The following is an 18289-nucleotide window of genomic DNA, read 5'->3' on the forward strand; positions in this document are numbered from 1 at the left end:
GTAGTGGACTGCGGCGTGGAAGTGGCAATTTCGACAATCCGGTACAGATTCGTACACTTTTTATACAAATGACGCCTACAAATTGAGGACAATTCAGCGACAGATCGAGGCGGATTTCGAAGGCGGGGCTCTTTACATTGGAGGCTCCTACTTCAACCCGGAATCTGAACATGAACAAATTTTTGTGCACTGCTATCGCCATTCTCTTCGCAACCCCGCTGGCGCAGGCCGAAGACTTTTACATCGGCGCCAATCTGAGTCCGTCGGCGAACGGCCATACCAAGTTCACCGACAACGGCGCCACCACGGAACGCGGCGCCGGCAGCAAGGCCACGCCGGCCGGGCTGTTTGCAGGCTATGTGTTGTCGCAGAATTGGGCGCTGGAGGGCGGCTATCGCGGCAGCATCGGTTCGACCAGCTTCGATCTCGCTCCCGGCTACCAGCTGAAGGCCCGCAACAGCGCCGCCTACCTGGCTGCCAGGGGAACCTGGCAGCTGAACGAGGACTGGTCGCTGTTCGCCAAGGTCGGCGTGGCGCAGGGGCGCATGGTGCTGGACATCAGCGGCAAGGATGCGCCGGCCGGCACCACGACGCGCAAGACCGGCGCCTACCTGAGCGTGGGGGCATCCTACCTGGTGGGCAAGGACGTTGCGGTGCAGCTGGAACTGGAACATACGGACAAACTGAAACACGAAGGCTTGACCTCGACGATGGATCGATTCGCGCTGGGCCTGCGCTTCGGCTTTTAAGGAATACATGAACAAGCTATCCCCGTTATTTTTCCTGCTGGCCGCATGCGGACCGGCGCTGGCCGAGAACACCGCCGGGCTGATGATGCCCGACGGGAGCCGGGACATGTATGTGGGGATAGGCGTCGCCACGCGGACCGCGGTGGCTGCAGGCGAGGACCGGCCGGTGTCGCTGCGGCCGCTGCTGCAGGTCCAGTGGAGCAATGGCATCTTCGTGTCGGCCACCGGCGTGGCGGGCTTGCATCTGTCGGAAACCGCCGGCGTCGAATATGGTCCTCTGCTGGTCGACAGTAATTCGCGCGATCCGGGCGAAAGCCGCCGCCTGCGCGGCACGCATCCGGTCAAGGGATCGCCGGACGTGGGCGGCTTTTACAACTACTACCTGGGCGATAACGCGCGCATCCTTTTCAGTGCGGTCTACGACACCAGTGCGCACGGCTTCAAGGGGCAGCTTGGCATGCAGAAGAGCTGGTCGTCGCTGGCGCCACATCATACGGTGTCGCTGTCGGCCGGGGTGTCGTTGGCCAGCGACCCGGTGGCGCGCGAACTGTATGAAGTGAGCACCGCCAGCGGCGGCGTGCGCGATTATCGGCCCTCCGGAGGCGTGATGGCGATGAGCGCGGGCGTCAACTGGAACTGGGAGTTGAGCAGCAAGTGGCTGATCAACAGCTCCGTGACGGGCACGCGCCTGGGCACGACGCCTGCCGGAAGTCCCATCGTCGAGCGCCGCAACTTCATCACCTGGTCCAGCGGACTGGCGTACCGGTTTTAAGCGCCATATGCTCAGGCTCCTCCTGCTCAGCCTTGCCTTGCTGCCGTCGCTCGCCTGCGCACAGGAGGAGTCGGACTGGATCGACTACCGCACGGCGTACCGGCAGATGATCTGGTTTGAGAAGTACGGCAAGCCCAAGCAGTTCCTGCAGAACCACTTCCGCATTCGTCCGCGCGACAAGAGCGTGCCCATGGAGGGATTGCGGCTGACGCTCAAGGGCAGGAGCACGCAAACGGCCTTGACGCTGGATGCCTTGGGCCGTGCCGTGTTCCCGTTCTCCAAGGCCGCCTATGACGACAACGCGGAGCTGACGCTGAACCGCAAGGCGGGCCAATTGAAGTCCGGCGCTTGGGTGTCGATCGTGACGCGGCCGGACGGCGTCTATGCCGTGGCGGATTTGCACACCGCCTGCGACCAGTTGCTGGCGTATCTGCGCTACTCGGGCGAGGCGGCAGGCAAGAGCTGCGCCGGGGTGCAGTTTTCGTATCCGAGGAACGATGCGGCGACGGTTCGATACCAGGGCGCAGATGGGGCGGCGGTGGCGCTGGCGGCCAAAGAGGGGCCGGCGTTCAGAGGCGACGTCGTGATCGGCTTCCGTATCTTCGCCTATCGATTCAGCATGCAGCCCGATGGCGGGCAGGTCGTCACCAGCAGCACGCCGCTGGCCATCGCGGCGCTGCTGGAGTAGAGAATATTACTGCAGCGACTGGAGCGCGTCGTTGAGGTCCGCTACGATCTACTCGGTGGATGTGAACAGGCGTTTGAGTTTGCGGCCACCGGTGATCTCGAAGCCGTGGCGTTCGTAGAAAGTCAAGCTGCGGTCGAACTCCGGCAGCGGCGGCGTGCAGACTTCCAGCCGGTTCCAGCGGCGCTTGCGCGCCAGCTCGGCGGCCGCGTTGAGCAGCAGGGTGCCGACGCCGTTGGCACGGAACGGCGGGGCGACATAGAATTCCTGCATCGTCGCCAGCGCGCCCTCGGCGTACAAGGCGCGGCCTTCGGAGATGCCGACAAAGCCGATCGCCTGGTCTTCCGCGATCGCCACCAGCGCGAGGTATTTTTCCTCGCGCAGCAGCATATGGCACAAGCTGGCGGTCTTCTGCGGTTCCAGGTTAAAGGTCTTCACGCCCAGGCGCCCGGATATTTCCTCCGTCAGCGCCACCGCCATCGCGGCGATGGCGGCTGCATCCTCGGGAACTGCCAGGCGTATTCTCGTGTCGGTCATTGCGGTGTTGTCTCATGTGGTGGCCGGACCAGCAGCATAGCAGTTTTGCCGGCGACAAAAACACGCGCTTTGTCACGGCCTCAAAACTCCCATTGATGGCGCTTAAAGTCCGGCAGACCAGGCCACGTAAATTGTTAGTATGACTGGGATACTGAAAATTTTTTCGAATACAGGCGCTGACCAATTTCTTGGACATAGCTGGATAGAGTATTGTCCAGTTGACGGCATGCCTGTCACATATGGGACTTGGGGAAATGCTCCCACCGGCAGTGGCAACGGCCTGTTCGAGAATCTGGAGCTTGGGCGTGATGCCATTGCATGCAGAGTCGCTTATCTCTCGAGCGAACAGGAAATCCGCTTGTTTGAAAAGATCGCCCAGTACAAGAGGCTGGGGCGGCAGGCTTGGTCATTTCATCGTCCGTGTTCAGCCTTTGCTGCGGACGCATGGTATTGCGCAACGGGAGAATGGCTGACTCATCGGATAGGACCTGCCAGCACTCCGGCCGTACTTGCTGGGGCAAATTGAAAAGGACGGGAGTGCATTCTGCAGCATCAAGGGACTGCTATTTCATAGCGCCATGGTGGTCGAACGGGTGGACCTGCATAGAGCCGAAAGCGTAATGCAGGTAAAGGTGGTGATGGTGTTGACCCGGCCCGGCTTGAGCGGCGCATTCGATATCGATATCCCGCTTTCTGGCGGCATCAAGAGTATCGTTTTCGGTGATGCCCATACCCCTATCTGGAACCGTATTCAGGGGCCAATACATCAAGAAGCTGTTGCATAGAGATATCGGTTCATTGGCGTCAGGGAGATGTTTGGTTCGTCGAAAAAAAAGGACGCCGTAGCGTCCTTTTTTTCTTAGCCGGCCAGCTTGGCCTTCAGCAGCTCGGTCAGCTGCGCCGGGTTGGCCTTGCCGCGCGAGGCCTTCATCGCCTGGCCGATCAGCGAGTTGAGCGCCGCCTCCTTGCCCGCGCGGTACTGCTCCACCGATTTCTCGTTGGCGGCGATGACGTCGTTGACGATCGCTTCCAGCGCGCCGGTGTCGGAGATCTGCTTCAGGCCCTTGGCTTCGATGATGGTGTCCACCAGGTTCTCGTCGCTCGACTTGGCTTCCCACATGCCGGCGAAGACTTCTTTCGCCGCCTTGTTGGAAATCGTGCCGTCGGCGATGCGCTTCAGCAGCGCCGCCAGCTGGGCCGCCGATACCGGCGACTGATCCAGATCGACGCCTTCGCGGTTCAAGGTCGACGAGACGTCGCCCATCAGCCAGTTGGCGGCGGCCTTGGCGTTTTCCTTGCCGGCCTTTTCCACCACGGCGACGAAGTAGGTCGCCATCGCCTTCGACGCGGTCAGCACCAGCGAGTCATATTCCGGCAGCGCGTATTCGCTGACGAAGCGTGCGCGCATCGCGGCCGGCAGTTCCGGCATCGAGGCTTTGACCTTCGCGATCCACTCGTCGGAAATGACCAGCGGCGGCAGGTCCGGGTCGGGGAAGTAGCGGTAGTCCTGCGCGTCTTCCTTGCTGCGCATTTCGCGCGTTTCCTTGCGGTCCGGATCGTACAGGCGGGTGGCCTGCACCACCTTGCCGCCGTCTTCGATCAGTTCGATCTGGCGGCGCACTTCGACGTGCACGGCTTCCTCGATGAAGCGGAACGAGTTCAGGTTCTTGATCTCGCAGCGGGTGCCGAATTCCTTCTGGCCCTTCGGCCGCACGGAGACGTTGACGTCGCAGCGGAACGAGCCTTCCTGCATGTTGCCGTCGCAGACGCCCAGCCACATCACTAGCGAGTGCAGCGCCTTGGCGTAGGCCACCGCTTCGGCGGCGCTGCGGATTTCCGGCTCGGAGACGATCTCCAGCAGCGGCGTGCCGGCGCGGTTCAAGTCGATGCCGCTCATGCCGGCATAGTCTTCGTGCAGCGATTTGCCGGCGTCTTCTTCCAGGTGGGCGCGCGTCAGGTTGACGGTCTTGGTGACGAATTCGCCATCCTTCTCGAAGCCGAACGTCAGCGAGCCGCCGATGACCACCGGGTCTTCGAACTGGCTGATCTGGTAGCCCTTGGGCAGGTCCGGATAGAAGTAGTTCTTGCGGGCGAAGATGGAGGCCGGCGCTATCTTCGCGCCCACGGCCAGGCCGAAGCGGATCGCGCGGTCCACCGCCTGCTTGTTCATCACCGGCAGCACGCCTGGCAGCGCCAGGTCCACAGGGCTGGCCTGGGTGTTCGGTTCGGCGCCGAACTTGATCGGTGATCCGCTGAAAATTTTAGATTCGGTCGTGAGCTGCACGTGGTTCTCAAGACCGATGACGACTTCCCATTCCATATGATTCTCGCTATTTGTTCTGTGGGTTAGATGCCGGCCGGAGCGCGGGTGTGCCAGTCGGTCGCCAGCTGGTACTGGTGGGCGACGTTGAGCAGCTTGGCTTCACCAAAGTGCTTGCCGATGATCTGCAGGCCCACCGGACGATTCTTGTTGCCGAAGCCGACCGGGATCGACATGCCGGGCAGGCCGGCCAGGCTGGTCGACAGCGTGTAGATGTCGGCCAGGTAGGCGGCGACCGGGTCGTCGGACTTGTCGCCCAGGTCCCAGGCCACGGTCGGCGCGACCGGTCCCATGATGACGTCGCAGACGGCGTTCGGGCCGTTCAGCACCGCTTCGAAATCCTGCGCGATCAGGCGGCGGATCTTTTGCGCCTTCAGGTAGTAGGCGTCGTAGTAGCCGTGGCACAGCACATAGGTGCCAACCATGATGCGGCGCTTGACCTCGGCGCCGAAGCCTTCGGCGCGGGTCTTGCGGTACATGTCCGACAGGTCCTTGTATTCCGCGGCGCGGTGGCCGTAGCGCACGCCATCGAAGCGCGACAGGTTGGACGAGGCTTCGGCCGGCGCGATCATGTAGTAGGCCGGGATCGACAGCGCGGTGTTCGGCAGCGAAATGTCCACCAAGGTCGCGCCCATCTCGACGTACTTGGCCAGCGCGGCGCGCACGGCTTGCTCGACATCGGCGGACAGGCCTTCGCCGAAGTACTCCTTCGGCACGCCGATGCGCAGGCCCGTCAGGGGCTGGCCCAGTTCGCGCGTGTAGTCTTCGTCGATGCCGCCCATTTCAGGCGTCAGCGAAGTCGAATCGCGCTCATCGAAGCCGGCCATCGCGTTCAGCAGCAGCGCGCAGTCTTCGGCGGTTTGCGCCATCGGGCCGCCCTGGTCCAGCGACGAGGCGAAGGCGATCATGCCGAAGCGCGACACGCGGCCGTAGGTCGGCTTGATGCCGGTGATGCCGCAGAACGCGGCCGGCTGGCGGATCGAGCCGCCGGTGTCGGTGCCGGTGACGGCCGGCGACAGGCGAGCGGCGATGGCGGCGGCGGAACCGCCCGACGAGCCGCCGGGCACGGCGCTTTTATCCCATGGATTCCTGACCGGGCCGAAGGCCGAGTTTTCATTGGCCGAGCCCATCGCGAATTCGTCACAATTGAGTTTGCCCAAGGTGACCATGCCGGCCGCGCGGAATTTCTCCACCACGGTGGCGTCGAACGGGCTGACGTAGTTGGCCAGCATTTTCGAGCCGGCGGTCGAGCGCCAGTCGCGGGTGACGAAGATGTCCTTGTGGGCGATCGGCACGCCGGTCAGCGGCGTGGCGGTGCCGGCGGCGATGCGGGCGTCCGCCTCGGCGGCCTGCGCCAGGGTCAGCGCGCGGTCCACGTGCAGGAAGGCGTTCAGGTCGCTCTTTTCGATACGGTCGAGGAAGTGCGTCGCCAGCTCGGTGGCGGTGATGGCTTTGCTTTGCAGTAGCGCGGACAGCTCTTTAATGGTTTTGGTGTGCATGGCGTTTCAATTCAGATTCGTTGCGTCGTCCCCGCGCAGGCGGGGACCCATAGAACGCTGGCCAGATCGGCGCAGCATGGATTCCCGCTTTCGCGGGAATGACGATTTATTCGATCACTTTCGGCACCAGGTACAAGCCGTCCTGGGTCTTGGGCGCGACGGCCTGGTAGTCTTCGCGGCGGTTCGCTTCGGTGGCCGCGTCTTCGCGCAGGCGCAGCGCGATGTTGTTCATGTGCGCCGCCAGCGGATGGCTCAGCGGGGCGACGCCGTCGGTGTCGACCGCCTGCATCTGTTCGGCCAGCGCAAAAATGCCATTCAGCTGGTCCAGCGCCGTGGCGCTTTGCTGCTCGCTCATCTCAAGTTGGGCCAGTTTGGCGATGCGGGTTACGTCGGATAGGGTCAGGGACATGGCGGATGGCGCGGACGGGCCGCGCTAGGTTTAGTTGTTGTAATGATAAAAAACTGGATATTCTGCCTATTCGCTGGCAAAAGTTGATGATTTCCGGCTAACTTGCGACCTCAACCGATACACTTTTGGCTGGATTTTCGGCAAATCGCATTCAAATTATAAGGTAGAATGGCGGGTTGATGCGTTGACGGCGCTGAATCATTGCTGCCGCCGCGTCACGACAGGATTTCTTTCTAACGGCTTACGCGCACACCAGTAGCGCCACAGGACACACATGTTTGGTTTTTTACGCAGGTATATTTCCACCGATCTGGCCATCGACTTGGGCACGGCCAACACTCTGATTTACGTACGCGGCCAGGGCATCGTTCTTGACGAACCTTCGGTTGTCGCGATCCGCCAGGAAGGCGGCCCTAACGGCAAGAAGACGATCCAGGCAGTCGGTAAAGAAGCGAAACAGATGCTGGGCAAGGTCCCAGGCAACATCGAGGCGATCCGCCCGATGAAAGACGGCGTGATCGCCGACTTCACCGTCACCGAGCAGATGCTCAAGCAGTTCATCCGCATGGTGCACGACTCCAAATTCTTCCGTCCTTCGCCGCGCATCATCATCTGCGTGCCGTGCGGCTCGACCCAGGTCGAGCGCCGCGCGATCCGCGAATCGGCGCTCGGCGCCGGCGCCTCGCAGGTCTACCTGATCGAAGAGCCGATGGCGGCGGCGATCGGCGCCGGCCTGCCGGTCTCCGATGCCACCGGCTCGATGGTGGTCGACATCGGCGGCGGCACCACCGAGGTGGGCATCATCTCGCTGGGCGGCATGGTCTACAAAGGCTCGGTGCGCGTCGGCGGCGACAAGTTCGACGAGGCGATCGTCAACTACATCCGCCGCAACTACGGCATGCTGATCGGCGAGCAGACCGCCGAGGCGATCAAGAAGGCCATCGGTTCGGCCTTCCCGGGTTCGGAAGTGAAGGAAATGGAAGTCAAGGGCCGCAACCTGTCCGAAGGCATCCCGCGCTCGTTCACGATTTCGTCCAACGAGATCCTCGAAGCGCTGACCGACCCGCTCAACAACATCGTTTCGGCCGTGAAGAACGCGCTGGAACAGACGCCGCCGGAACTGGGCGCCGACATTGCGGAAAAAGGCATGATGCTGACGGGCGGCGGCGCGCTGTTGCGCGACCTGGATCGTCTGCTGATGGAGGAAACCGGCTTGCCGGTGCTGGTGGCGGAAGATCCGCTCACATGCGTGGTGCGCGGCTCCGGCATGGCGCTGGAGCGGATGGACCAACTGGGCTCGATCTTCTCCTACGAATGATCTGACAAAGACGGGGCCGCGAATCAGCGGCCCCGATGCTTAGTGCTGAGCTGACACTCGTTGGCGCGCGAGCGCCGGATTATTGGAAGTCATGGAATACAGTCCTCCGCCACTTTTCAAGCAAGGCGCCTCCGCCCGGGTCAAGATGACGGTGTTCGCGTGCATATCGATTGCACTGCTGCTGGTCGATTCACGCATGCGCACCTTGAATACCGTGCGCCAGGTCGCGGGTACCGTGCTGTATCCGCTGCAAATGGCAGCCTTGCTGCCGCGCGACGCCATCTACGGCGTCGGCGATTATTTCTCCACGCTGTCCTCGCTGGAAAAGCAGGTGCGCGAGCTCAAACGCCAGCAGATCGCCGGCGCGCTGGTGCTGCAGCAGGCGCAGCTCCAGGCCGCGGAAAACGGCCAGTTGCGCAAGCTGATGGACGCGCGCGAGCATTTGCCCGTCAAGTCGATGCTGGCTGAAATCCTGTACGACGCGCGCGACGCCAACAGCCGCAAGATCATCCTCGACCGCGGCACCCAGCAGGGCGTCTCGCTCGGCCTGCCGGTGATCGACAACCAGGGCGTGGTCGGACAGGTCACGCGGGTATTCCCGTTCACCTCCGAAGTGACGCTGCTGACCGACAAGGAGCAGGCGGTGCCGGTGCAGTTGCTGCGCAACGGCTTGCGCAGCGTGGCCTTCGGCCGCGGCAAGTCCGGCGCGCTGGAGCTGCGCTTCACGGCGCCGAACGCGGACATCCAGGTCGGCGACATCGTCGTCACCTCGGGCCTGGACGGCGTCTATCCCGCCGGCCTGGCGGTGGCGCGCGTGACGCAGGTGGAGAACAGCGCGGCCGGCTCGTTCGGCGGCGTGGTCTGCCAGCCGCTGGGCGGCATCTCGAACAACACGCAGCTGCTGATACTGATGTCGGCGCCGGACATGCCTCCGCGTCCGCCCGAGGAGGAGCAGCGCGCGCTCAAGAAGCACAACAACAAGATGGCGCCGATCAAGGAGGCGCCGAAAGAGGGCGTCGATCCGGCACCGGCTCCCGCCGCCGCGCCCGCGAACAACGCGGCGCCCGGCCTGATGCCGGTGATGCCGCCGCCCGCGCCCAAGCCGGCGCCGGCCGCCGACGCGACCGCACCTGCAACGGCGCCCGCGGCAGCGCCAACAACGACACCTGCCGCCGCGCCGGCCGCGACCAACGTCCAGCCCGCGCCCGCAGCCGCCAAACCGAAGGAGCCGGCACGATGAATCGTCCGCACTATATCCTGCTGCCGGTCAGTCCGCTGTTCATCGCGTTCAGCCTGTTCGGCGCATTCTTACTGAACCTGCTCCCCTGGGGGAACTTCATCGGCGTGCCGGATTTCGTGGCGCTGGTGCTGGTGTTCTGGGGGGTGCACCAGCCGCGCAAGGTAGGCATCGGCACCGCCTTCTTCCTCGGCCTGCTGATGGACGTCCACGATTCCACGCTGCTGGGCGAGAACGCGCTGGCCTACACGCTGCTGTCCTACTTCGCGATCATGCTGCACCGTCGCGTGCTGTGGTTCCCGCTGCTGACGCAGGCGATGCACGTGTTCCCGCTGCTGGTGATGGCGCAGTCGGTGCAGCTGCTGGTGCGCTTCTTCGTCTCCGGCAAATTCCCTGGCTGGTTCTACTTCATCGAAAGCGCCATCGCCGTGGCCCTGTGGCCGCTGGCCACCTGGCTGCTGCTTGCCCCGCAGCGGCGCGCGGTCGACCGCGACCACACGCGGCCGATCTGACGCCGGGGCAGGGGTATGACTGAGCTCAAGGACAACCAGCGCGAACTGCAGCAGTTCCGCCTGCGCCTGACGGTGCTGGGCGTGGTGGTGTTCGCGTGTTTCGGCGCGCTGCTGGCGCGCTTCATCTGGCTGCAGGTCTACAAGCATAGCGATTACGTCGCCCAGGCCGAGGAAAACCGCATCGCCATCGTGCCGATCGAGCCGAACCGGGGCCTGATCCTGGACCGCAACGGCGTGGTCCTGGCGCGCAACTACTCGGCCTTCACGCTGGAGATCACGCCGTCCAAGCTGAGCGCCACGCTGGACGAAACCATCGACGAGCTGTCCAAGCTGATCACCGTCGAGCTCAAGGACCGCAAGCGCTTCAAGAAGCTGCTGGAGGAATCCAAGGGCTTCGAGAGCGTGCCGCTGCGCACCCGCCTGACCGACGAGGAAGTGGCGCGCTTTTCCGCGCAACGCTTCCGCTTTCCCGGCGTGGAGGTGCAGGCGCGCCTGTTCCGCCAGTACCCACTGGGCGAGATCGCATCGCATGTGATCGGCTTCATCGGCCGCATCAACCAGAGCGAGGCCAAGGCCATCGCCGACACCGAGGACGCCGCCAACTACAACGGCACCGATCATATCGGCAAGGAAGGCCTGGAAAAGAGCTACGAGAAGCAACTGCACGGCATCACCGGCTACGAGGAAGTGGAGAAGTCGGCCGGCGGGCGCGCCATCCGCACGCTGTCGCGCACCGCCGCCACGCCGGGCAACAACCTGATACTGTCGATCGACATCGAGCTGCAGAAGGTCATCGAGGAAGCCTTCGGCGAATGGCGCGGCGCACTGGTGGCGATCGAGCCGGAGACGGGCGACATCCTGGCCTACGTCTCGCGTCCCGGCTACGACCCCAACCTGTTCGTCGACGGCATCGACGCGCAAAGCTGGAACGAGCTCAATACCTCGCTGGACAAGCCGATGGTGAACCGGCCGTTGTCCGGCACCTATCCGCCCGGCTCCACCTTCAAGCCCTTCATGGCGCTGGCAGCGCTGGAGTCGGGCAAGCGCACGCCGGGCCAGACGATTTTCGATCCGGGTTCGTTCACGCTGGGCGGCCACAAGTTCCGCGACGATAAGCCGGGCGGCCACGGCACGGTGGACATGTACAAGTCCATCGTCGAATCCTGCGACACCTACTACTACATCCTCGGCAACGAGCTGGGCATCGACGCCATCAGCGATTTCATGAAGCCGTTCGGCTTCGGCCAGATCACCGGCATCGACCTGGAACACGAGAAGCAGGGCGTGCTGCCGTCGAAGGAATGGAAGCGCAACCGCTTCAAGAAAAATCCCGCCGCGCAGAAGTGGGTCGGCGGCGACACCATCTCCATCGCCATCGGCAACGGCTACAACAACTACACGCCGCTGCAGATGGCGCACGCGGTGTCGAACCTGGCCAACAACGGCATCGTGATGAAGCCGCACCTGGTCAAGATCATCGAGGACAGCGTCTCCCGCGCGCGCAAGCTGACGGTGCCCAAGGAAAGCTATCGCATCGCGCTCAAGCAGGAAAACATCGACGTCATCAAGAACGCCATGGTCGGCGTGACCACCGGCGGTACGGCGGCGCGCGCGTTCGCCGGCGCCGGCTACACCTCGGGCGGCAAGACCGGCACCGCGCAGCTGGTGGCGATCAAGAAGAACGAGAAGTACAACGCCAACCTGATCGCCGAACGCCTGCGCGACAACGCGCTCTACACCGCCTTCGCGCCGGCCGACAAGCCGCGCATCGCGATCGCGGTGGTGGTGGAAAACGGCGGCTTCGGCGCCGGCGTGGCCGCGCCCATCGTGCGCAAGGCGCTCGACTACTACCTGCTGGGCAAGCGCCCGAACGAAAAAGAAACCACGCGCGTGCCGAAAGAGGACGCAGAACTGCGTTCGGTGCAGGACATCCAGGCCGAGCAGGGCGTCCCCGACGACAAGAAGCCGGGCGCCGAAACGCCGGGCAACAAGGAATAAAGGATCAGCATGCGCATCAACGAAAGGCGTTCCCTGTGGCGCCGCCTTCGACCGTACTTTGCCGTCTTCGACATACCGCTCGCGCTGATCATCATGGCTCTGCTGTCGGTCGGCCTGGTCACCTTGTACTCGGCCGGTATCGGCATACCCGGCAAGGTGGAGGACCAGCTGCGCAATATCGTGCTGGCCTTCGTCGTGATGTGGGTCGTGGCCAACGTCACGCCGCAGATGATGATGCGGATCGCGGTGCCGGCCTATGTGGTGGCGGTGGCGCTGCTGGTGGGCGTGGCGCTGTTCGGCACCATCAAACTCGGTGCGCGGCGCTGGCTGCACGTCGGCGTCGATATCCAGCCGTCCGAATTCATGAAGATCGCCATGCCGCTGATGCTGGCGTGGTTCTTCCAGCAGCGCGCCGGCCAGCTGCGCTGGCAGCACTATGTGATCGCCGCCGTGCTGCTGGCGATTCCCGTCGGCCTGATCGTCAAGCAGCCCGACCTCGGCACCGCGCTGCTGGTGGTGGCCGCCGGCTTCTGCGTGATCTTCCTGGCCGGCCTGGCCTGGAAGGCGCTGATGGTGCTGTTCGTCGCCGGCGCCGCCAGCCTGCCGGTGATCTGGTCGGTGATGCACGATTACCAGCGCGAACGCGTGATGACGCTGATCGACCCCACCTCGGACCCGCTGGGCAAAGGCTTCCACATCATCCAGTCGACCATCGCGGTCGGCTCGGGCGGCATCACCGGCAAGGGCTGGACCCATGGCACGCAGGCGCACCTGGAGTTCATCCCCGAGCGCACCACCGACTTCATCTTCGCCGTGTTCTCTGAAGAATTCGGCCTGACCGGCAACCTGGTGCTGATGGTGCTGTACCTGCTGCTGATCGGCCGCGGCCTGGTCATCGCCGGCAACGCGCCGACCTTCTTCACCCGCCTGCTGGCGGGCGCCATCACGATGATTTACTTCACCTACGCCTTCGTCAACATGGGCATGGTCAGCGGGATCCTGCCGGTGGTTGGCGTGCCGTTGCCGTTCATGAGCTACGGCGGCACCGCGCTGCTGACGCTGGGCCTGGGCGCCGGCATCCTGATGAGCATTCAGCGCCACCGCAAGCTGGTGCAGACCTGATGCGCATCCAGGACGGCCGCTCGCTGTGGCAGCGCGCGCGGCCCCATGTGATGGTGTTCGACGCCCAGTTGGCCGTCATCATGCTGATGCTGCTGTCGGTCGGGCTGGTCACGCTGTACTCGGCCGGCATCGCCATTCCGGGCAAGGTGACGGACCAGCTGCGCAATATCTGCATGGCCTTCCTGGTGATGTGGGCGGTGGCGAACATGTCGCCGCAGGCGATGATGCGGCTCGCCGTGCCGGCCTACACGCTGGGCGTGATCCTGCTGCTCGGGGTGGCGCTGTTCGGCGTCGTCAAGGGCGGTTCGCGGCGCTGGCTGAACGTGGGGTTCCAGATCCAGCCTTCCGAATTCATGAAGATCGCCATGCCGCTGATGCTGGCGTGGTACTTCCAGGGCCAGCAGGGGCAACTGCGCTGGCAGTCGTATGCCGTCGCCGCGCTGCTGCTGGCGATCCCCGTCGGGCTGATCGCGCGCCAGCCGGACCTCGGCACGGCGATGCTGGTGGTGGCCGCCGGCGCCTGCGTGATCTTCCTCGGCGGCCTGTCGTGGAGGGCGATGGCGGCGCTGGGCGCCGCAGTCTGCGCCGGACTGCCGCTGCTGTGGGCCGTGATGCATGACTACCAGCGCGACCGCGTGCTGACGCTGATCGATCCCTATCACGACCCGCTGGGCAAGGGCTTCCACATCATCCAGTCGATGATCGCCATCGGCTCGGGCGGCGTCGGCGGCAAGGGCTGGACCCATGGCACGCAGGCGCATTTGGAGTTCATCCCCGAGCGCACCACCGACTTCATCTTCGCCGTCTTCTCGGAGGAATTCGGCCTGACCGGCAACCTGGTGCTGCTGGTGTTGTACCTGCTGCTGATCGCGCGCGGCCTGAAGATCGCGGTGAACGCGCCGACCTTCTTCACCCGCCTGCTGGCCGGCGCCATCACGATGATTTACTTCACCTACGCCTTCGTCAACATGGGCATGGTCAGCGGCATCGTGCCGGTGGTCGGCGTGCCGCTGCCGTTCATGAGCTACGGCGGCACCGCGCTGATGACGCTGGGCCTGGGCGGCGGCATCCTGATGAGCATACAACGCCACAGCCGCGGCATCCGCAGTGGCGCCGCCGTGCCGGCATGGGGCGCGACGGCATGATGGAGATTAAGGATACCGAACGCGAACTGAGCGAATTCCGCACCCGCGTCAACGTGCTGGGGGCGTTGGTGTTTGTCTGTTTCGGCCTGCTGCTGGCGCGCTTCATCTGGCTGCAGGTGATCAAGCACAGCGACTTCGCCGTCAAGGCGGAGGAGAACCGCATCGCCATCGTGCCTGTGGTGCCGAACCGAGGCCTGATTTTGGACCGCAACGGCGTGGTCCTGGCGCGCAATTACTCGGCCTTCACGCTGGAGATCACCCCGGCCAAGCTGACCAACACGCTGGACGAAACCATCGACGCCCTGTCCGAGCTGGTGACGGTAGAGAACAAGGACCGCAAGCGCTTCAAGAAGCTGCTGGAAGATTCCAAGGGCTTCGAGAGCGTGCCGCTGCGCACCCGCCTGACCGACGAGGAGGTGGCGCGCTTCTCTGCGCAGCGCTTCCGCTTCCCCGGTGTCGAGGTGCAGGCGCGCCTGTTCCGCCAGTATCCGCTGGGCGAAACCGCGTCGCACGTGATCGGCTTCATCGGCCGCGTCAGCCGCTCCGAGGCCAAGGCCATCGAAGATACCGACGATGCGGCCAACTACCGGGGCACCGATCATATCGGCAAGGAAGGGCTGGAGAAAAGCTACGAGAAGCAGCTGCACGGCGTAACCGGCTACGAGGAAGTGGAGAAAACGGCGGGCGGCGCGGCGATCCGCACGCTGTCGCGCACGCCGGCGGTGGCGGGCAGTAACCTGATCCTGTCGATCGACATCGAACTGCAGAAGGTGGTCGAGGAGGCGTTCGGCGAGCGGCGCGGCGCGCTGGTGGCGATCGAGCCTTCCACCGGCGATATCCTGGCCTATGTTTCGCGTCCCGGCTACGATCCCAACCTGTTCGTCGACGGCATCGACGCGCAAAGCTGGAACGAGCTCAATACCTCGCTGGACCGGCCGATGGTCAACCGTCCGCTGTCCGGCACCTATGCGCCGGGTTCCACCTTCAAGCCCTTCATGGCGCTGGCCGCGCTGGAGCTGGGCAAGCGCCGGCCCGGCGACGTCACCTCCGATCCCGGCTACTACTACCTCGGCGGCCACAAGTTCAACGACGACGTGGTCGGCGGCCATGGTTCGGTCGACATGCGCAAGTCCATCATCGTGTCCTGCAATACCTATTACTACGCGCTGGGCCACGACATGGGCATCGACGCCATCCACGATTTCATGAAGCCTTTCGGTTTCGGCCAGCAGACCGGCATCGACCTGGAAAACGAGAAGACCGGCGTGCTGCCGTCGCAGGACTGGAAGCGCAAGCGTTTCAAGGGTGCGGCAGGAAAGTGGGTGGGTGGTGATACCATTTCGGTCAGCAACGGCTCGGGCTACAACGCCTACACGCCGCTGCAGATCGCGCACGCGGTGGCCAACCTAGCCAACGACGGCGTGGTGATGAAACCGCACCTGGTCAAGATCGTCGAAGACAGCGCCACGCGCGCGCGACAGCTGACGGTGCCGAAGGAAAGCTATCGCATTCCGCTGAAGCAGGAGAATATCGATTTTATCAAGAACGCAATGGTCGGCGTGACCACCGAGGCCGGCGGCACCGGATTCCGCGCCTTCAGCGGCGCAGGCTACACCGTGGGCGGCAAGACCGGCACCGCGCAAGTGATCACCATCAAATCCGGCGAGAAGTACAACGCCGCGAAGCTGGCCGAGCGCCTGCGCGACAATGCCCTGTTCACGGCGTTCGCGCCGGCCGACAAGCCGCGGATCGCGATCGCGCTGGTGGTGGAAAACGCAGGCAAGGGCGGCGCGGAAGCGGCGCCGATCGCGCGCAAGGCGCTGGACTACTACCTGCTGGGCAAGCGCCCGGCGGAGAAGGACACCACCAAGGTGCCGAAGGAAGACGCGGAGACGGTGCTGCCGGTCGAAGGGCAGACGCTGGAAGAGCAGGCGGCGGCGGCCGAGTTCGAGCGGCAGGCGCCGACGCAGCCTACTGCGCCTACGCCGGCGCCCGCGACTCCCGCCGCACCGGTGCCGGCCGCTCCGGCCGCGCCAGTGCGGAAAAAACCATGAGGACGACATTATGCATAACATCGTGCGTAACATCCTGCGTATAAACCGAAGCCGTATCCTGTTTTGCCTCGCCGCGCTGGCGATGCTGGCGCTGGCCGGCTGCGGCACCGCGCCGACCGTCAACGAACCGGCTTCCAAGGCGCCGCGCACCGGCGGGCCGGTGATCAAGTCGCCGTCCACCACCAAGCCTTCCTCCGGCCTGCCCGAGCTGCCGCCCGCCAACTCGGGGCGCGGCGGCTATTACCAGGACGATGGTCCGGGCGACGCGCCGCCGCCCAACCTGGCCGACGTGCCGGACGCCGACGTGCGCAACGATCCGCTGCTGCCGCGCTCCAATCGTCCGTACGTCGTCTTCGGCAAGACCTACACGCCGATCACCGACAACCAGCCGTTCACGCAGATCGGCGTGGGCAGCTGGTACGGCAAGAAATTCCATGGCCAGCGCACCTCGTCCGGAGAAATCTACGACATGTACAAGATGACGGCCGCACATCCGACGCTGCCGATTCCATCCTATGCGCGCCTGACCAACCTGGTGAGCGGCGCCGTGGTCGTCGTGCGCATCAACGATCGCGGCCCGTTCCACGCCAACCGCGCGATCGACGTGTCGTACACGGCGGCGTTGAAACTGGGCTTGCTGGGCAAGGGCAGCCACGAACTGCAGATCGAACGCATCCTGCCGGATGAGGTGGACCGCATGCTGGCCACGCGCGCCGGCGTATCGGGCACGGTGTCGCCGCGCCTGCAATCGCAATCGCCGTCGCGGCAGGCATCCGGCGGCGGCTTGGGCAACAACGGCTCGGGCTCGCCGCTGATGCTGACGCCGTCGATGTCGCTGACCCAGCCGCTGGTGTTGACGCCGAAGGCCGTGCCGGCAACCGCAACGACGAGCGGGCAGCCGGCCGCCGCGCCGGCAATCGAAGCATTGATGCTGGCCGACCGCGCGCCGGTGGACGAAAATGTGCTGGCCGCCAGCAGCGGCGGCAGCGCCAAGGGCGGCTTCTACCTGCAGCTGGGCGCCTATTCGCGCGCCGAGAACGCCGATGCGATACGCAACAAGCTGGCCGGCAGCGGCTTGAATGGATTGGAGGTAGTGCAGAGCGGTCCGGTGCACCGCCTGTTCACCGGGCCGTTCAACACGCGCCAGGAAGCGCTGCAGGCGGCGCAAGGACTGCCGTCGTCACTGAGCCTGAAACCGATCGTGGTCCAGCGCTAGGGTTTATTTGCAGGCGTGTGCTTCGGCGTTCGGGAAGCCGCCGCGGATCTGTTCCAGTTTGGCCTTCAGCGCGCCGTCGACGTCGCGGAACTGGAAGGCCAGCAGCTTGCTGCCGCTCATGCGCGGCGTGATGCGCGCGGTGCGCACGCCCTGTTTCGTCAACGCCGCCAGCTGGTTCTGCGCGGCGCTTTCCGACTTGAACACGCCCAGCGAGATCGCCCAGCGCAGCGGCGAATTGTCGGACATGATGAAGTAATTGGTGACGCCCAGCGCGCGCAGTTCGGCGGCCTTCTTGTCGGCGCCTTCCTTGCTGCCCTGCGGCGGCATATGCACGATATAGCTCGATACTTCCGTGCCCGGCAGGTTGTGGCGCGACTGGCGGTCGCCCAGGTTCAGCGGCGCCAGCTGGGTTTCAAAACGGCGCGCGTCGGCGATCAGGAAGCTGCCGATCTCCAGGCAGGCCTGCGCTTCCGGCGCGTCCTTGGCGGCAGCGCTGGCGGCGGCGCTGGCCGCTGCGGCGGTCGCGGCGGATGCGTTGTTGGCCTTTTCCGCCGAGACGATGGCCAGCTTGCCGGCGTTGAGCTGGTTGAGCAGGCGTTGCGGCTCGCGCTCGTTGCCGCTGAAATGGCCGAGATAGCCCCTGCCGTACGCGAACAGCGCGGCATTGATGGCAACCAGCGACCAGAAAATAAATTTCAGCACAAGCTTCCTTCGGT

17 protein-coding genes are annotated in these 18289 nt (G+C 64.4%); 11 read left to right on the forward strand and 6 right to left on the reverse strand.

What is annotated here, in order from left to right; genetic code table 11:
- Window positions 1-170 precede the first annotated feature (170 nt).
- Genes ABWW33_RS04270 through ABWW33_RS04280 form a run of 3 tightly spaced genes read left to right on the forward strand, consistent with a single transcriptional unit; the run spans window position 171 to window position 2209 of the window.
- Complete coding sequence (locus ABWW33_RS04270; protein ID WP_353399309.1) at window positions 171-749, forward strand: outer membrane beta-barrel protein; 579 nt, start codon at window positions 171-173, stop codon at window positions 747-749.
- A gap of 7 nt (window positions 750-756) precedes the next feature.
- On the forward strand, window positions 757-1521 hold the full coding sequence (locus ABWW33_RS04275) for a MipA/OmpV family protein (protein ID WP_353399312.1): 765 nt from the start codon (window positions 757-759) through the stop codon (window positions 1519-1521).
- A 7-nt stretch (window positions 1522-1528) separates the two neighbouring features.
- Window positions 1529-2209: a hypothetical protein gene (locus ABWW33_RS04280; protein WP_353399315.1), complete on the forward strand. Its 681-nt coding sequence runs from the start codon at window positions 1529-1531 to the stop codon at window positions 2207-2209.
- A gap of 48 nt (window positions 2210-2257) precedes the next feature.
- Here the strand turns inward: ABWW33_RS04280 and ABWW33_RS04285 are convergent, their stop codons facing one another.
- From ABWW33_RS04285 to gatC, 5 genes are all read right to left on the reverse strand, one after another.
- On the reverse strand, window positions 2258-2743 hold the full coding sequence (locus tag ABWW33_RS04285) for a GNAT family N-acetyltransferase (RefSeq protein WP_176654862.1): 486 nt from the start codon (window positions 2741-2743) through the stop codon (window positions 2258-2260).
- Window positions 2744-3306: 563 nt separating this feature from the next.
- A complete protein-coding gene (locus tag ABWW33_RS04290; protein ID WP_353399318.1) occupies window positions 3307-3474 on the reverse strand; it encodes a hypothetical protein in 168 nt (55 codons plus the stop codon).
- A gap of 128 nt (window positions 3475-3602) precedes the next feature.
- Window positions 3603-5063: an Asp-tRNA(Asn)/Glu-tRNA(Gln) amidotransferase subunit GatB gene (gene gatB / locus ABWW33_RS04295; RefSeq protein WP_353399321.1), complete on the reverse strand. Its 1461-nt coding sequence runs from the start codon at window positions 5061-5063 to the stop codon at window positions 3603-3605.
- 26 nt (window positions 5064-5089) lie between these two features.
- Window positions 5090-6562: an Asp-tRNA(Asn)/Glu-tRNA(Gln) amidotransferase subunit GatA gene (gene gatA / locus ABWW33_RS04300; protein ID WP_353399324.1), complete on the reverse strand. Its 1473-nt coding sequence runs from the start codon at window positions 6560-6562 to the stop codon at window positions 5090-5092.
- 106 nt (window positions 6563-6668) lie between these two features.
- The gene (gene gatC / locus ABWW33_RS04305; protein WP_176654858.1) at window positions 6669-6971 is read right to left on the reverse strand and encodes an Asp-tRNA(Asn)/Glu-tRNA(Gln) amidotransferase subunit GatC; all 303 of its coding nucleotides are present in this window, start codon (window positions 6969-6971) and stop codon (window positions 6669-6671) included.
- A gap of 274 nt (window positions 6972-7245) precedes the next feature.
- Between gatC and ABWW33_RS04310 the strand changes: the two genes are divergently transcribed.
- The 8 genes from ABWW33_RS04310 to ABWW33_RS04345 all read left to right on the forward strand — a co-directional run bounded on the left by ABWW33_RS04310 (window position 7246) and on the right by ABWW33_RS04345 (window position 17573).
- Window positions 7246-8289: a rod shape-determining protein gene (locus tag ABWW33_RS04310; protein WP_008445008.1), complete on the forward strand. Its 1044-nt coding sequence runs from the start codon at window positions 7246-7248 to the stop codon at window positions 8287-8289.
- Window positions 8290-8380: 91 nt separating this feature from the next.
- A complete protein-coding gene (mreC, locus tag ABWW33_RS04315; RefSeq protein WP_353399327.1) occupies window positions 8381-9529 on the forward strand; it encodes a rod shape-determining protein MreC in 1149 nt (382 codons plus the stop codon).
- Window positions 9526-10038: a rod shape-determining protein MreD gene (gene mreD, locus ABWW33_RS04320; protein ID WP_353399328.1), complete on the forward strand. Its 513-nt coding sequence runs from the start codon at window positions 9526-9528 to the stop codon at window positions 10036-10038. Before mreC ends, mreD begins: the two co-directional genes overlap by 4 nt.
- Window positions 10039-10053: 15 nt before the next feature.
- Window positions 10054-12036 carry a penicillin-binding protein 2 gene (gene mrdA / locus ABWW33_RS04325; RefSeq protein WP_176654855.1) on the forward strand — a complete coding sequence of 661 codons (1983 nt, stop codon included), beginning with the start codon at window positions 10054-10056 and terminating at the stop codon, window positions 12034-12036.
- A gap of 9 nt (window positions 12037-12045) precedes the next feature.
- Window positions 12046-13158, forward strand: coding sequence for a rod shape-determining protein RodA (gene rodA / locus ABWW33_RS04330; RefSeq protein WP_176654854.1), 1113 nt, complete (start codon window positions 12046-12048; stop codon window positions 13156-13158).
- Window positions 13158-14303 (forward strand): rod shape-determining protein RodA, encoded by a 1146-nt coding sequence (gene rodA / locus ABWW33_RS04335; RefSeq protein ID WP_353399331.1) that lies wholly within the window; start codon window positions 13158-13160, stop codon window positions 14301-14303. The genes rodA (ABWW33_RS04330) and rodA (ABWW33_RS04335) overlap by 1 nt, the downstream gene beginning before the upstream one ends.
- Window positions 14300-16357, forward strand: a complete 2058-nt coding sequence (mrdA, locus tag ABWW33_RS04340) for a penicillin-binding protein 2 (RefSeq protein WP_353399333.1) — start codon at window positions 14300-14302, stop codon at window positions 16355-16357. The genes rodA (ABWW33_RS04335) and mrdA (ABWW33_RS04340) overlap by 4 nt, the downstream gene beginning before the upstream one ends.
- Before the next feature lie 10 nt (window positions 16358-16367).
- The gene (locus ABWW33_RS04345) at window positions 16368-17573 is read left to right on the forward strand and encodes a septal ring lytic transglycosylase RlpA family protein (RefSeq protein ID WP_353399335.1); all 1206 of its coding nucleotides are present in this window, start codon (window positions 16368-16370) and stop codon (window positions 17571-17573) included.
- Window positions 17574-17576: 3 nt separating this feature from the next.
- Here ABWW33_RS04345 and ABWW33_RS04350 read toward each other — a convergent pair whose 3' ends face one another.
- Window positions 17577-18275, reverse strand: a complete 699-nt coding sequence (locus tag ABWW33_RS04350; RefSeq protein WP_353399337.1) for an SPOR domain-containing protein — start codon at window positions 18273-18275, stop codon at window positions 17577-17579.
- Between the last annotated feature and the right edge of the window lie 14 nt (window positions 18276-18289).

The sequence above is a fragment of the Duganella hordei genome, from assembly GCF_040369125.1.
GTDB lineage: Bacteria > Pseudomonadota > Gammaproteobacteria > Burkholderiales > Burkholderiaceae_D > Rugamonas > Rugamonas hordei.

What these genes read in the sequence shown, in the direction of transcription:
- ABWW33_RS04270 (WP_353399309.1), top strand. Translation starts at nt 171, where the DNA reads ATGAACAAATTTTTGTGCACTGCTATCGCCATTCTCTTCGCAACCCCG.
- ABWW33_RS04275 (WP_353399312.1), top strand. Translation starts at nt 757, where the DNA reads ATGAACAAGCTATCCCCGTTATTTTTCCTGCTGGCCGCATGCGGACCG.
- ABWW33_RS04280 (WP_353399315.1), top strand. Translation starts at nt 1,529, where the DNA reads ATGCTCAGGCTCCTCCTGCTCAGCCTTGCCTTGCTGCCGTCGCTCGCC.
- ABWW33_RS04285 (WP_176654862.1), bottom strand. Translation starts at nt 2,743, where the DNA reads ATGACCGACACGAGAATACGCCTGGCAGTTCCCGAGGATGCAGCCGCC.
- ABWW33_RS04290 (WP_353399318.1), bottom strand. Translation starts at nt 3,474, where the DNA reads ATGGGCATCACCGAAAACGATACTCTTGATGCCGCCAGAAAGCGGGAT.
- gatB (WP_353399321.1), bottom strand. Translation starts at nt 5,063, where the DNA reads ATGGAATGGGAAGTCGTCATCGGTCTTGAGAACCACGTGCAGCTCACG.
- gatA (WP_353399324.1), bottom strand. Translation starts at nt 6,562, where the DNA reads ATGCACACCAAAACCATTAAAGAGCTGTCCGCGCTACTGCAAAGCAAA.
- gatC (WP_176654858.1), bottom strand. Translation starts at nt 6,971, where the DNA reads ATGTCCCTGACCCTATCCGACGTAACCCGCATCGCCAAACTGGCCCAA.
- ABWW33_RS04310 (WP_008445008.1), top strand. Translation starts at nt 7,246, where the DNA reads ATGTTTGGTTTTTTACGCAGGTATATTTCCACCGATCTGGCCATCGAC.
- mreC (WP_353399327.1), top strand. Translation starts at nt 8,381, where the DNA reads ATGGAATACAGTCCTCCGCCACTTTTCAAGCAAGGCGCCTCCGCCCGG.
- mreD (WP_353399328.1), top strand. Translation starts at nt 9,526, where the DNA reads ATGAATCGTCCGCACTATATCCTGCTGCCGGTCAGTCCGCTGTTCATC.
- mrdA (WP_176654855.1), top strand. Translation starts at nt 10,054, where the DNA reads ATGACTGAGCTCAAGGACAACCAGCGCGAACTGCAGCAGTTCCGCCTG.
- rodA (WP_176654854.1), top strand. Translation starts at nt 12,046, where the DNA reads ATGCGCATCAACGAAAGGCGTTCCCTGTGGCGCCGCCTTCGACCGTAC.
- rodA (WP_353399331.1), top strand. Translation starts at nt 13,158, where the DNA reads ATGCGCATCCAGGACGGCCGCTCGCTGTGGCAGCGCGCGCGGCCCCAT.
- mrdA (WP_353399333.1), top strand. Translation starts at nt 14,300, where the DNA reads ATGATGGAGATTAAGGATACCGAACGCGAACTGAGCGAATTCCGCACC.
- ABWW33_RS04345 (WP_353399335.1), top strand. Translation starts at nt 16,368, where the DNA reads ATGCATAACATCGTGCGTAACATCCTGCGTATAAACCGAAGCCGTATC.